The organism is Streptomyces sp. NBC_01288, from assembly GCF_035982055.1.
Classification (GTDB): domain Bacteria; phylum Actinomycetota; class Actinomycetes; order Streptomycetales; family Streptomycetaceae; genus Streptomyces.
This window is the reverse complement of sequence record NZ_CP108427.1, coordinates 9,159,398-9,173,765: the sequence shown is the minus strand read 5'-3', so window position 1 is coordinate 9,173,765 and position 14,368 is coordinate 9,159,398. Positions and strand designations below refer to the sequence as shown.

Sequence of the window (14,368 nt, the reverse complement as noted above, 5' to 3'; positions counted from 1 at the left end):
TACCTGGCTGGCATACGGCTCGTAGGTGGGTCGGGGTCCAAATCGGCGCCGGTCAGCGCTGGTTGACGGTGCCCAGGGCGCTCAGGCCCTGGATGAAGTAGCGCTGGGCGACGAAGAACACGATCAGTGGCGGGAGCATGTAGAGCAGGTTGGTGGCCATGTAGAGGTTCCAGTCCGGGGTCTGGCCGGCGAACTGGGTGACGAAGGAGGCCATGCCCACGCTCAGCGGCCACTTCTGGGACGAGTACAGGTAGATCAGCGGGTTGAGGTAGTCGTTCCAGGACATCTGGAAGGCCAGGATTGACATCGTTATCCAGGCGGGCTTCGTGATCGGCAGCATCACGCTGAAGAAGATCCGGACGTGTCCCGCGCCGTCGACCTTGGCGGCCTCGTCGATGGAGTGCGGGATCGACAGGAAGTACTGCCGGGCCAGGAAGATGAAGAGCGGATTGCCGCCGAGGAAGGCCGGGACGATCAGCGGCAGCCAGGTGTCGTACCAGCCGATGTCCTTGAAGAGTTGGAACAGCGGGATGATGCCGACCACCGGGGGCAGCAGCATGCTGCCGACGAAGACGTAGAACCACACCTTCCGGCCGGGGAAGCGCAGCCTGGCCAGGGCGTAGCCCGCCATCATCGAGGTCATCACCCCGCCGATCACCGAAAGACCGGTGATGACAAGGGAGTTGAGCAGCAGGCGCGGGAAGTGGATGACCTTCGGGCCGTCGATGAAGTTCTTGAAGTGGAACTCGTGGGGCAGCAGTTTCGGCGGGACCTCGAAGACCGCCGAGGGGCCCTTCAGCGCGACGGTGAGCATCCAGAGGATGGGCAGGATCATCACCGAGCTGATCAGCAGCGCGGTCGCGTACCAGGATGCTTTGCGTACGGCTCTGCGGGGCGGCTTCGTCGGTGGGGCGGCCGGTGTCGGCGCGGTCGTCGGCGCCCTGGTGACGTCAGGAGACGTGGTCACTGTAGGTCCATATCGACGAGAAGCGGGCGGTGGCGGCGATCACGACGACGATGACGAGGAAGAGCACCCACACCTGGGCGGAGGCGTAGCCGAACTGGGAGACCTGCCCGAGCCGGGGAAAGCCGTTGTCGTAGATCGACAGCATCAGGGTCCTGGTGCTGAACCCGGGTCCGCCCTGGTTGTCCGGCGAGAGGATCTTCGGCTGGTTGAACGCCTGGAGGGCGGTCACCATCTGGAGGACCACCTGGAGGATCATGATCGGGCTGATCAGGGGCAGGGTGATCCGGAAGAACACCGTGCGGGGGCCGGCGCCGTCGAGCCTGGCCGCCTCGTACAGCTCGGTGGGGACCGCCTGGAGCGCGGCGAGGAAGATGATCATCGTGGAGCCGACGCTCCACAGCATGACGATCACGATCGACGGCATCGCCGAGTCGTCCCCCGACAGCCACTCGCTGGTGGGCAGCTGGAGCCAGTTCAACACCTGGTTGGCCAGGCCGACTTGGGGGTTGAACACGAACTTCCAGAGCGTGATCGTGGCGACCACGGGCAGCACGACCGGCAGATAGCACAGGGTGCGCAGCAGGCCGACGCCGCGCATCCGCTGGTTGCAGAACACCGCCAGGGCCAGCCCGATGGCCAATGACAACGGCACGTACAGCACGACGAGCAGCAGCGTGGCGCGCACCGAGGGCCAGAAGGACGGGTCGGTGGTGAACATGCGGTGGAAGTTGTCGAGGCCGACGAACTTCGGGTCCGTCAGGCCGTTGTACGTCGTCAGCGCGAAGTACGCGGACCGGAACAGCGGGTAGACGACGAACGCCGTGAAGCCGATGAGCGCCGGCGCCAGGAACACGTACGCGGCCAAGGTGTCCGAGGACCTCTTGGGCGATCGTCGCCACGGTCGTCCAAGGCGACCCGGACTCCCCCGGCCGGGCGGCCTGTCCACGGGCGGTACGGCGGTTCGCGGCTCTTGGTGCGGAGCGGCTGTCACACGCGCTCACCTTCTTCCTCCGAGGAGTTGACGATCACTCGGATCGCGCGGACCCGACCGTCTGGTGGTCGTCGGCCCGCTCAAGGTAACGTTTCCATTCCCTGGCGATCACACCGTGGCGCACGCCACATGAGGGAGTCAAGAGGCGCGATGGTAACGTTTCCCGGATCAACATCCGGAACAGTGTGGGCAGTTCCGGAGTCGCTGAACACGCTCGGGCGGCGGCTGGCGGGTGAGCTGCGGGGTGGTCCGGCGGGGGAGATCGTCGAGCGGTGTCTGATCAATACGTGGGCTACGTCGATGAGTTGGGGGGCGTTGGCGGGCGGGGGGCCGGGGGGACTGTCGGACGGTTTCTCGGCTGGTCCGGGGGGTCCGGCGGGTGGGCTGACGAGGGGGCTGCCGGGCGGGGTGTCGGGCGGTTCGGCGGGCGGATTGCCGGACGGTACGGCGGGTGAGCTGTCGGAGGGGCCGACGCGTGGGCTGTCGGGCGGTATGTCGGGGGGATTGCCGGGGCGTTCGGTGCACGGGGGGCCGGACGGGTTGTCGGGTGGTCCGGCGTACGGGTTGGCGGCCGGGGTGCCTGCCAGGGGATTCGGGGGATCGGGCGGGGCGTCGGACGCGCCGTCCGAGGTCTTCGTGAAGACCGGCGACATCCCGGCGATGTGGCTGCGGGACAGTACGGCGCAGGTCCGCCCGTACCTCGCCGTGGCCACGGACCCGGAGGTCGGTGACGTCCTGGCCGCCGTCTCGCGCCGCCAGATCCGCTGCGTTCTCCTGGACCCGTACGCCAACGCCTTCAACGACGGCCCCACCGGCGCGCACGGCGAACCCGGCGATCTGCCCACGCCTGGCGACTGGGTGTGGGAGCGCAAGTACGAACTCGACTCCCTCTGCGCGCCGTTGCAGCTCGCGTACGCACTCCGGCGGGCAACCGGCCGCGAGGACCATCTCGACGAGGCGTTCCACCGCGCCGCCTGGCTGATCGTGCGGCTGTGGCGGGCCGAGCAGTCCCACGCGCGCTCGCCCTACCGGTTCGTCCGGCCGACCGGCCCGTTCGCCGGTGACAGCCTGCCTCTCAACGGCCGTGGTGGGCCGGTCGGTCGGACCGGCATGACGTGGTCGGGCTTCCGCCCGAGCGACGACGCGTGCGTCCACGGCTACCTGGTCCCGGCCAACGCGCTGGCGTCGACGAGCCTGCACGGACTCGCCGAGTTGGCGGCGGCGGTCCTCGACGACACCGAACTCGCCCACGAGTGCTGGCGGTTGGCCGACGAGATCGACGCCGGGATCCTGGCGCACGGGGTGACCGAGGTCGACGGCGCCTCCGTCCTCGCCTACGAGGTCGACGGCCTCGGGGCGGCCCTGCTCTGCGACGACGCGAACCTCCCGAGCCTGTTGAGCCTGCCCTTGAGCGGCTGGTGCACCCCCGAGGACCCGCTGTACCGGGCCACCCGCCGCTTCGCGCTCTCCGAGGCGAACCCCTCATATTTCAGCGGGAGTTACGCGTCCGGCATCGGCAGCACGCACACGCCGGAACGTCATGTCTGGCCGCTGGCGATAGCCACCGCCGGCCTGACCGGCAGCGCGGACGACGCGGCCCGGGCCCTGGAGACCCTGGCCGCCACCACCGCCGGGACCGGCCTGATGCACGAGAGCTTCCACGTCGACGCGCCGGGCCGGTTCACGCGGGACTGGTTCGGCTGGGCCAATGCGATGTTCTGCGAGCTTGCGCTGGAGGTGTGCGGGGGCGGGGTGCGGCATTTCTTTCCGGTGCATCCGCGGGCGTTGCCCGGTGGGTCGGGGGCGGGGGGCAGGTCGGCGTGACCCGGCGGTGGCTGTGGAGGCTGGGCGTCGGCGGTGCCGCGTTGCCGTCGAGGCCAATCGTCGGCGGTGCCGTACTCGGTCGAGCGAGCAGGCCGACGGCGGCGAACTCCCTTTGCCACGAGGACCGTTCGGCACCGTCCCCGCCTGCCGCCGAAACAGGGCGGCCACGCTGCCACGTCGCGGTCGAGCCCCCGCACCCGGGACTGCCACACCCGGCCGGACGAGCACGCGCGGCTCAGCGAACTCCCGTTGCCGCGCGGACCGTTCAGTACCCGTCCCCGCCTGCCGGCGCGACAGGCCGGCCGCGCTGTCACGTATTCGTCGAGGCCCCGCACGCAGAGCTGCCGCACCCGGCTCGACGAACCGGTGGAAACCGCCACGCCGTCGCCTCCACCACCGTACGTCGGTCCCGGCGGACGGCCCGCAACCATTACAGCGGGAAACAGGGGTCAGAGTACGGCCCACGCCTCATCAGAGATCACGTCACGCGACACAGGCACAAGGCCGCGTCCGACGGCTTCGAAGGCCCTCTGGCAACACGCTCCGCGGCTGACCGAGACTCGTTGCCCGCGCGCACCACGAGGTGTCTACCGGTCAGACGGGATCGGTGAACGAGATCGGCTTGCCGGTGGCGCGGGCATATGCGATCTCCCTGCTCGTGGACTCGCCGATATACCCGCCGGGGCTGACGACCAGAACCCGGTCAGCCAGGTCGATCTTGCGCAGGTGGAGGGCGTCCAGCGCGGTCTTCTGCTCGTCGGTGATCAACTCGTCCGCTTCGCCTGGCGCGACGACGATGACACCGGCGAAGGTCAGATCACGGTTCGCCGCACGCATCTCGTCCACGAACCGGGTGGAGCCGCAGATGCAGACGATCTCAGGTCGGTCGGGCACGGCTCGGTCCTTCGGTCGAACGGGAAACCGTCAGTGTGCACGTCGACATCACAGACAGGCACACGCGCCGGCAGTTTACGCGGCGAGATGGACACCACGCGGCTGCACCGTCGCAGGCGGGAGGCGTGGCCCGGACCGGGAATCGCGCTGCTCGACGGCGAAGTCCGGTGTGCACCCGGCTCACCGACTTCCTTGGGCAACACGGCCTGGCCGACTGGCCCAGCACAACAGGCTGTTCACCCTGGACGCGGACAGTGTGCCCTGCACACCGCAGACCGACCGGACCTTCAACCGGCAGTTCCTGGACCTGATCGCGTGCTCCGGTACGGCCTCGTTCGTGTCGGTGGATCCCGCCGCCCGCACGGGCCGTACGGACGCCGATCTCACGGCGGCCGTACGGCTCGCGCTGGGCCGAACCCTGGGGAGCGACGCCCCTGGCTGTCTGACCTCAGGGGGTGATGGTCAGGCTGCCGTAGTCCGAGAGGTTGGTGAGGTTGACCTGGCTGAGGGTGGTCGCTCCGGTCGTGCTTCCCGGCATCACGATGTGGCTCAGTGCCACACCTGAAATGGGCGCACCGGGAAGGCCGTTGACGCGTGCGGCGGTCGTGCCGGCGTTGCGGACACGGACGTTGGAGATCGTGACGCCGGTGACCGGGCCGATGCCCGCCGTGCTGCCGGTCATCAAAGCGAGCCAGGTCCGGTTGCCGTCGTTGCTGAAGCTGAGCCGCTCGATGTCGATGTCGTCGAACTTGAGGTTCGTCGCGCTCGCCGTGCCGTACTTGTGGTGGACGCCGATACCGACGGCCGCGTCGTAGACGACGACGTGCTGGAAGGTGACCTTGTTCTGCGACTCGTAGACGCCCTGGCCGACCTTGACGCCGTAGCAATAGGTCCAGGAGACAAGGTCGTTGAAGGTGACGTTGTCCAGCGGGCGGGCGGTGCCCGGGACGCTCTTGTAGATGTCGGCGACGTCGGGCCAGGTCTTGGTGCTGAACGGGTCGTCGAGGCCGATGCCGATCGCGTGGTCGACGGTGACGTTGGTGGACTCCATGACGTCGATGCCGTCGTTCTCGCCCATGTCGAACCTGTTGAACATCTTGATGTTGCGGAAGGTCAGGTCCGAGGAGCGCAGCGGGATGACCGCCCAACTGCTGGACTCCCGGAAGGTGATGCCGTCGACGGTGAAGCCGCTCGTGTAGATCGGGGCGAGGAGGTTCACGCCGAGGTTGGAGGGCGCGAGCGCGGCCTGGCCGTTGCCGTCGATGATGCCGCGGCCGTAGATCTTGATGTTCGTCGAGGAGTAGCGGGTGGAGATGAACCAGGTGAGGTCGCGGCCCTGCGAGGTCTTGTGTCCGGTCACCACGTAGTGGCTGGCCTCGCCCGTGTAGCGGAGCACCGCGCCGGGGGCGAGGTAGAACGCGAGGTCGCTCCGCAGGTAGAGGTTGCCGAGGGTGTAGACGCCGGCCGGGACGTACACGATGCCCTGCGTGCCGTTCGCGGAGCCGTACGCGGCGGCGTCATTGAGGGCGTTCTGGAAGGGAGTTGTGGTGTAGGCGCCGGTGTTCGGCTGGACCGAGTAGGGCGCGCTCCGCACGTTGAAGATGCCGGTGCCGCTGGTCGCCGGGCGATTGGTCTCGGCGGGGTCGGCGGCGATGACCAGGTTGGGGCGGCCATCGAGCTTGACGATCAGGTACTCGTCGTTCTGGACGGTGAAGGTCAGGGTCGGGCCGCTGACGGTCCCCGTGATGCCCAGCTTCTGCGGGCTGATGCTGTACGCGCCGATGTCCGTATTGTTGAGCTTGCTCACGGAGACGGTGGCGGTGCCCGTGCCGAGGGCGAGTTGGGCGATGTCGTAGCCGGTGTACTTGGTCACGGGCACGGACGTGCCGTTGACCGTCAACTTGTAGTCGGTGGACGCCGGGTAGATGGACGGCACCGGGTACGCCGACACCGTGCCCGCCGCGGCCTGTGCGGACTGTGGGGCGCCGAAAAGGGCCGCGACGCCGAGCAGGAGCGCGGTCAACACCAGGGCCAGCGGGCGCAGTACGCGGTTCTCGGTTCCGTCGGCCGCGGTCAACAGCCGTCTGTCGGCCGCGATCAACGGCCAACTCATCGACGATCTCATCCGGGGTCCTCCTGTGGTCACATCGGTGGGGCACGTAAGACGGGATGGAAACGTTGCCAGTGACATGACCACACTAATGGTCTGGACCGCTGTCGCCCATGTGCTGTGCCGAGCCGGCGTCACTCCCTTGTCACCTCAGGACGAACCTCCGTCGCCCGGGACTCAACTCCCGCAAACAGAACGGCGATCCCTCGGTCCGCTCCCGAATCGCTGCCATATTCGAGAACCACTTCGGAGGTGGCTGTGACGCTAGAGGCGACGACATCCCTGACGGCAGTGGCACCCGCGGCGGACGGCACGGCCGGACGCATCGGCGATCTGGAACACCGTCGGGCGCGGGCGGTTGCCACGGTCGCGCCGAGAAGACAGGGCGCTCTCGGTGCGCGGGAGCGCATCGAACGGATGCTGGACGCGGGCTCGTTCGCCGAGACCGGCGGCTTCGTGCGGGCCAGAGCCGTCGGCGACGGTGCCCAACGCCCCTACGGCGACGGGGTCGTGACCGGATACGGCACGGTCGACGGACGGCCGGTCTGCGTGTTCGCGCAGGACTCCACGGTCTTCGGCGGCAGCATGGGCGAGGCCTTCGGCGAGAAGACAGTGGCCCTCATGGAGCTCGCCCTGAAGACCGGCTGCCCGGTCGTCGGCCTCAACGACTCCGGCGGCGCCCGCATCCAGGAGGGCGTCAACTCCCTTGCCCTCTACGCCGAGTTGGTGCGCCGCAATGTGAAGGCGTCCGGGGTGATCCCGCAGATCTCCGTCGTCCTGGGCCCGTGTGCGGGCGGTGCCGCGTACTCCCCCGCCATCACCGACTTCACCGTGATGGTGGACGGTGCCTCGCACATGTTCGTCACCGGGCCCGACGTCATCGAGGCGGTCACCGGTGAACGCACCACCGCCGAGGAGCTGGGCGGCGCCCGCACCAGCAACTCCGTGAACGGCAACGCCCACTTCCTCGCCGCCGACGAGGGCGACGCGCTCGACACCGTACGCGACCTGCTGTCGTACCTTCCCGCCAACAACCTGGAGCGGCCACCGGAGTACGCGCCCGGTTCCGTCGCCGACGGGGCGCCGCTCGACGGGATCGTGCCCGACCGGCTCGGCCAGGCCTACGACATGCGGGACATCCTGCACGCGGTCGTCGACGACGGTGAACTCCTGCACGTACAGGAGCTGTTCGCGCCGAACATCATCTGTGCGCTGGCCCGGGTCGAGGGGGCGAGTGTCGGGGTCGTCGCCAACCAGCCGCTGCACTCGGCCGGTGTCCTCGACATCGACGCCTCCGAGAAGGCGGCGCGGTTCGTACGGTTCTGCGACGCGTTCGGCATCCCGCTGCTGACCTTCGCCGACGTCCCCGGCTACCTCTCCGGCGTCCGTCAGGAGCGGGGCGGCATCATCCGGCGCGGCGCCAAACTCCTGTACGCGTACGCCGAGGCGACCGTCCCGAAGGTCACCGTGGTGGTGCGCAAGGCGTACGGCGGCGGGTACGCGGTGATGGGCTCCAAGCACCTCGGCGCCGATCTCAACCTCGCCTGGCCCACGGCCCGTATCGCCGTCATGGGCGCGGAGGGTGCCGTGGGCGTGCTGCACCGGCGCCAACTCGCCGCCGCTGCCGACCCCGAGGCGCTGCGGGCCGACCTGGTCGCCGCGTACGAGTCCACGCACGGGACGCCGTACCTCGCGGCCGAGCGCGGGTACGTCGACGACGTGATCGCTCCGCGCGACACCCGCGCTCATGTCGGCCGCGCCCTGCGCGCGCTGCGCGGCAAGCGTGCCCCGATGCCGGAGCGGCGGCACGGCAACATCCCGCTCTGACCGCCCTCTTCACCTCGTTCACCCTCGTCAGCCGACACCGCGATGTTCCGCGATGTGAGGAGTCACGCCCGATGGACAGCCGCCGCCCCCCGCTCGCACCCGCGTACCGGACTCTGCCCGAGTACGTGCGCCACTGGGCCGAACTCACCCCGGACCGCCGGGCGTTCACGTTCGTCGACCACCCCGCCCCCAACTCCCGTGGTGTGCACCGCACTCTGACCTGGCAGCGCCTGGACCTGCGCGTGCGTGCCCTGGCCGCACGGCTCACCGAGCATGCCGAACCCGGTTCACGGGTCGCCCTGTTGTGCCCGCAGGGCACGGACTACATCACCGGTTTCCTGGCGGCGCTGACGGCCGGGATGGTCGCCGTACCGCTGTATCCGCCCGGACTGCCGGGGCAGGGCGACCGGCTGGTCGGGGTGTTGGGCGACGCCCGCCCGTCGGTCGTGGTGACCACCGGCCGCGCCCTGCCCGAGGTGACGGACTTCTGCGAGCGCGCGCGGGTGACAGTCCTCGCGGCGGACCGGGTCCCGGACTCCGCCGCGCTCAACTGGCAGGCACCGGAACCGGATTCGGCCGCGATCGCCTACCTCCAGTACACCTCCGGCTCCACCCGCGCTCCGGCCGGTGTGGAGATCACGCACGCGAACGTCGTCGCCAACGCCCGCCAGGCGCTTGCCGCTTACAGTGCCGACGCGCACCCGATGACCTGCGTGGGCTGGCTGCCGCTCTACCACGACATGGGGCTCGTGCTGAGCGTCGCGGCCCCGGTCGTACGCGGCCTGCTGTCGGTACTCATGGACCCGGCCGCGTTCCTGCACGAACCGGCGCGCTGGCTACGGCTGTTGGCCGCGCATCCGCTGGCGCTGAGTGCCGCGCCCAACTTCGCCTACGACTACTGCGCCTCCGCCGTCACCGGGGCGCAGAAGGAGGGGCTGCGGCTGGACGGGGTCGCCGCGCTGATCAACGGCAGCGAGCCCGTCCGGCCCGGCACCGCCGACCGTTTCCAGGCCGCGTTCGCCGCGCAGGGTCTCGCGGCGGAGGTGCACTGTCCGTCGTACGGGCTCGCCGAGGCCACCGTCTTCGTCAGCGCCGCCCGGCCCGGCCGCCCGCTCGGCCGGTTCGCCCTCGACCGTGACGCGCTCGCCGCCGGAAAGGCCCTGCCCGCGCGGCCCGAGGACCCGCGAGCGGTGCTACTGGCCGCCTGCGGTACGCCAGTTGGGCAGCGGGTGCGCATCGTCGATCCGGTCGCCCACGCGGTGCTGGCCGAGGGGGAGGTCGGGGAGATCTGGGTGCAGGGTCCCAATGTGGGGCGCGGCTACTGGAACAACTCGGCGCAGACCGAGCGCGTCTTCGGCGCCGTGCTCGGCGAGGAGGCGCCGGGCAGTTGGCTGCGCACCGGCGACCTCGGGACCGTGCTGGAGGGGCAGTTGATCGTCACCGGCCGGCTCAAGGACCTCATCGTCGTCGACGGCCGCAACCACTATCCGCAGGACGTGGAGGCCACCGCCCAGGACGCGCATCACGCCGTACGACGCGACCGGCTGGCCGCGTTCGGTGTGCCGGGCGGCGCGGGCGAGCGGGTGGTGGTCGTCGCCGAGCACGCGCGCACGACCAGCCTCGCCGACGTCGACGTACCGGCCCTGACGCGTGCCGTACGCGCGGCCGTCTCCGCCCGGCACGGGCTGCGGCTCGCCGACGTCGTCCTCGTCGCACCGGGCACGGTCCCCCGCACCTCCAGCGGCAAGGTGTCCCGGGCCCTGACCCGCACCCGCTATCTGGAGGGCGCCTACACGGCGGAGACCGCGGTATGACGGCCGCCGACACGAGAACGCTGCTGCGCCGCCGGATCGCGGAACGGGTGGCCGAGTGGAACAACACCCCTGTCGACGACGTCCCGTTGGACCGACCGTTGGCCGACCTCGGCATGTCCTCCCGGGACGCGGTCGTGCTGGCGGGCGAGTTGTCCTCGCTGACGGGCCACGAGTTGCCGACGACCCTGCTGTGGGAGGCGCCGACCGTGGACGCGCTGGTGGAGCGGGTGTGCGGTACGACCACGCCAACTGCCTTACAGACGGCCCCAGTTGCTGTGGCGCTGGGCGAGTCGGTGGCGGTCATCGGGGTCGGCTGCCGACTGCCGGGCGGAGTGCACGGTCCGGCCGACTACTGGCGCCTGCTGATCGACGGTGTCGACGCGATCGGCCGCGTCCCCGAGGACAGATGGGCCGACTTCACGGCGTTCCCGCCGCCCGAAACCCCCCTGCACGGCGGCTACTTGGACGACATCGCCGGGTTCGACGCCGACTTCTTCCGCATCACCCCGCGCGAGGCCGCGGTGATGGACCCCCAGCAACGCATCCTCCTGGAGGTCGTCCGAGAGACCCTCGACCACGCCTCCGTCCCCGCGACTTCCCTGGCGGGCACGGCCACCGGCATCTACGTCGGCGTCTCGGCCCCGGAGTACGGACAGCTCACCGGCGCCGACGCGAACGCCGTCGACCCGTGGGCCCCGGCGGGCGCGGCGCTGAGTGTGGCGGCGGGCCGACTGGCGTACGTGTTGGACACCCGCGGCCCCAACATGGCGGTGGACACGGCCTGTTCGTCCTCCCTCGTCGCCGTCCACCAGGCCTGCGTCAGCCTCCGCACCGGTGAGACCGACTCGGCAATCGCCGCCGGAGTCAACGTCCTCCTCTCCCCCGTCGTCGGCGTCGCCTTCGAACGGGCGGGCGCGCTCGCCCCCGACGGCCGCTGCAAGCCCTTCTCCACCGTGGCCGACGGCATCGGACGCGGCGAGGGCTGCGCGGCGGTGCTGCTGAAGCGGCTGTCCGACGCGGAACGGGACGGCGACCGTGTCCTCGCGGTCATCCGCGCGACCGCCGTCAACTCCGACGGCCGTTCCAACGGTCTCCTCGCCCCCAACCCGGCTGCCCAGCAAGCTCTGTTGGCCACCGCGTACACACGCGCCGGACTCGCCCCGGCCCACATCGACTACGTCGAGGCGCACGGCACCGGCACCCCGCTCGGCGACCCGATCGAGGCGGGCGCGCTCGGCGCGGTGCTGGGCGCCGGCCGTGACCCCGAACAGCCGCTGCTGCTCGGCTCGGTGAAGGGAAACCTCGGCCACCTGGAATCCGCGGCGGGCATCACCGGCCTGGTGAAAACGGTCCTCGCCCTCCACCACGACCTCGTCCCACCGTCGCTGCACGGCAACACCCTCGACGACACACGGCTCCGCGTGGTCACCGAGCCCGAACCCTGGCCCCGCTACGGCGGTACGGCCACCGCCGGCATCTCCGGTTTCGGGTTCGGCGGCACCAACGCCCATGCCGTAGTGGAGGAATGGCGGCCCGCACTGCCCCCGCTGGAAGAGTCCGCCGCCCGCCTCCATCTCCTCTCCGACGTCGACACCGAGCGGGTCCGCGACACCGCGTCCCGTCTCGCCGCGTGGCTCGGTACGCCCGAAGGGAACGCCGCCCGTCCCGCCGATGTGGCGCGCACTCTCGCCGGACGGGTGGGGCGCGGGCCCGTGCGCGCCGCGGTCGTCGCTCGCGACGGGGGTGAACTGGCCGATGCGCTGGCCGCGTTGGCGCAGGGTGGAAGCCCGGATGCGCGCGTGATGACCGGTGACCGGGATCTCGTAGGGCGGGGTCCGGTCTGGGTGTTCTCCGGATACGGCAGCCAGTGGACCGGCATGGGACGCCAACTACTCCTGGAGGAACCGGCCTTCGCCGCCGCCGTGGAGAAGCTCGACGCACAGGTGGCTGACGTGTTCGGCTTCTCCCTCCACGAGCACCTGCTCTCCGCCGGGGATCTCGACCGGCTCGACGTCGCTCAACCAGCCTTGTTCGGCGTCCAGTTGGCACTCGCGGAGCTGTGGCGGTCCTACGGCGTCGAGCCGGTCGCCGTGATCGGCCATTCCCTGGGCGAGGTGGCCGCCGCCGTCTGCGCGGGCGCGCTGGACGTGGCGGACGCGGCCCGGGTCGTCGCCGTACGGGCGCGGTTGCTGGGGGAGCTGCACGGGGGCGCGATGGCCGTCGTAGACCTGGATGACAGTGAACTGGCTTCTCTGGAGCGGGACTTCCCGGGTGTGCATGTCGCCGTGCACTCCTCGCCCCGGCAGAAGGTCGTCACCGGCGACGAGATGGCGGTCGCCCGGCTGGTGCGTGGACTGGAGGAGCGGGGGCGTGCCGCCCGGGTCATGCGGGTGGTCGGCGCCGGACACTCGCCTCAGGTGGACCCGCTGTTGCCGGAACTGACCGAGGCCCTCGCGGATGTCCGGGGTCGGCCGCCGCGCATCCCCGTCTACTCCACCGTGCTCCACGACCCGCGCGGCGCCTGCGAGTTCGACGCCGGCCACTGGGCCGCCAACCTGCGCCAACCGGTTCGCCTGGACCGTGCCCTCACCGCCGCTGCGGCGGACGGACACACCGCCTTCGTGGAGATCTCGCCGCATCCGGTCCTGGCCAGGTCCATCGCCGACAACGTGCCCGGCGCCCTCACCGTCGGCACGCTGCACCGCGACGCGGACGGATCCGCCGCGTTTCTAAGGGAGTTGGGGGCCTTGTACACGGCGGGACTGAACCTGCCCCTACCGTCCGGCCGGGTCATCGACCTCCCGGTACCGCGCTGGCGGCACGTCCGGTACTGGTGGACCGACGGCCGAACTCCCGTCGCAGCACCCGCCGCACACCGTTGGGCCGAGCCGAGCCCAACAGCCCTAGACGACTCGGTGACCGCCCGTGTCAGCCATCACATCGCCGGCGTCACCGGCCATCCGTCGGCCCGTATCACCCCCACCACGGCACTGACCGACCTCGGCCTGGACTCCCTCATGGCCGTCCGCATCCGTACCGCCCTGCAACGCGACTTCGGTGTCGAGTTGCACCTGCGCGACCTGTTCGACGCCGTCACGGTCGCCGACGTGGCGGACCGCGTAGGCCAGTTGACCGACGCGCCATCCCCTCTCTCCCCGCTCTTCCTGTTCCACGCCGCCGGTGGGACCACCGACGTCTACCGCGCACTCGCCGAACGCCTCGGCGAGGACCGGCCGATGCACGGACTGGACCGGATCGAGGACGCCCACACCGTGTCCGAGAAGGCTCGCCGCTACGTCGAGGCGATCACCTTGGCTCATCCCGACGGGCCCTGTGTGCTTGCGGGTTGGTCCTTCGGCGGTTTCGTGGCGCAGGAGACGGCACGTCAACTCACCGCCGGCGGGCGGGAGGTCGAACTCGTCGTGCTCATGGACTCCGTACGGCCCCTCCCCCAGCCCGACCGCGCACCCGCCGACCGCATCCGCGCGCACCTCACGGGCTTCGCCCGGCACATCGCCGACACATACGGGGTCCAACTCGCCCTGCCCTACGACGAACTCGTGGCGTTGGACGACGACCACGAGCGCATCGGCCGCGTGCTGCGCACCCTGCGCGGGGTCGTGGAAGTGCCGCCGGCCGTGCTGGAGCACCAGCGTGCCTCGTATCTGGATCTGCGGATCGGCGAGGCGCATCAACCGGGCCGGTACGAGGGGCGGGTGGTGCTGTACCGGGCCACCGAACCGGCTCCGCACACCGTGCGCGACCCGGCGTACGAACGGGACGACGACGCGCTCGGCTGGGACGAGGTGTGCCCGCGTCTGACGGTCGTACCGGTGGCGGGGCACCACCTGTCGTTGCTCGACCCACCGTACGTCGACGAGATCGCCGCCCATCTGCGGCGGGTGCTCGCCTCCCCGGAGGGACCCGCCGAACCAGCCTGA

The 14,368-nt window shown here is 70.4% G+C and carries 8 protein-coding genes; 4 read left to right on the top strand and 4 right to left on the bottom strand.

The genetic code is table 11. From position 1 onward, the window contains the following. Positions 1-52 precede the first annotated feature (52 nt). Both OG194_RS41225 and OG194_RS41220 read right to left on the bottom strand, forming a co-directional pair. Complete coding sequence (locus tag OG194_RS41225; RefSeq protein WP_327405816.1) at positions 53-967, bottom strand: carbohydrate ABC transporter permease; 915 nt, start codon at positions 965-967, stop codon at positions 53-55. Continuing rightward, on the bottom strand, positions 951-1,832 hold the full coding sequence (locus OG194_RS41220) for a carbohydrate ABC transporter permease (RefSeq protein ID WP_327405815.1): 882 nt from the start codon (positions 1,830-1,832) through the stop codon (positions 951-953). The genes OG194_RS41225 and OG194_RS41220 overlap by 17 nt, the downstream gene beginning before the upstream one ends. A gap of 702 nt (positions 1,833-2,534) precedes the next feature. Here OG194_RS41220 and OG194_RS41215 point away from each other — a divergent pair. Continuing rightward, complete coding sequence (locus OG194_RS41215; RefSeq protein WP_327405814.1) at positions 2,535-3,782, top strand: glycoside hydrolase family 125 protein; 1,248 nt, start codon at positions 2,535-2,537, stop codon at positions 3,780-3,782. Positions 3,783-4,376: 594 nt separating this feature from the next. Here the strand turns inward: OG194_RS41215 and OG194_RS41210 are convergent. Together OG194_RS41210 and OG194_RS41205 are read right to left on the bottom strand one after the other, a co-directional pair. Next, positions 4,377-4,676 (bottom strand): hypothetical protein, encoded by a 300-nt coding sequence (locus OG194_RS41210; protein WP_327405813.1) that lies wholly within the window; start codon positions 4,674-4,676, stop codon positions 4,377-4,379. Between the two features lie 448 nt (positions 4,677-5,124). Beyond that, positions 5,125-6,801 (bottom strand): glycosyl hydrolase family 28 protein, encoded by a 1,677-nt coding sequence (locus OG194_RS41205; RefSeq protein ID WP_327405812.1) that lies wholly within the window; start codon positions 6,799-6,801, stop codon positions 5,125-5,127. Between the two features lie 276 nt (positions 6,802-7,077). On the opposite strand from OG194_RS41205, the gene OG194_RS41200 reads away from it, so the two are divergent. From OG194_RS41200 to OG194_RS41190, 3 genes are all read left to right on the top strand, one after another. Continuing rightward, on the top strand, positions 7,078-8,613 hold the full coding sequence (locus OG194_RS41200) for an acyl-CoA carboxylase subunit beta (protein ID WP_327407375.1): 1,536 nt from the start codon (positions 7,078-7,080) through the stop codon (positions 8,611-8,613). Between the two features lie 71 nt (positions 8,614-8,684). Further along, a complete protein-coding gene (locus OG194_RS41195; protein ID WP_327405811.1) occupies positions 8,685-10,427 on the top strand; it encodes a fatty acyl-AMP ligase in 1,743 nt (580 codons plus the stop codon). Then, positions 10,424-14,368 (top strand): acyltransferase domain-containing protein, encoded by a 3,945-nt coding sequence (locus OG194_RS41190; protein ID WP_327405810.1) that lies wholly within the window; start codon positions 10,424-10,426, stop codon positions 14,366-14,368. Before OG194_RS41195 ends, OG194_RS41190 begins: the two co-directional genes overlap by 4 nt.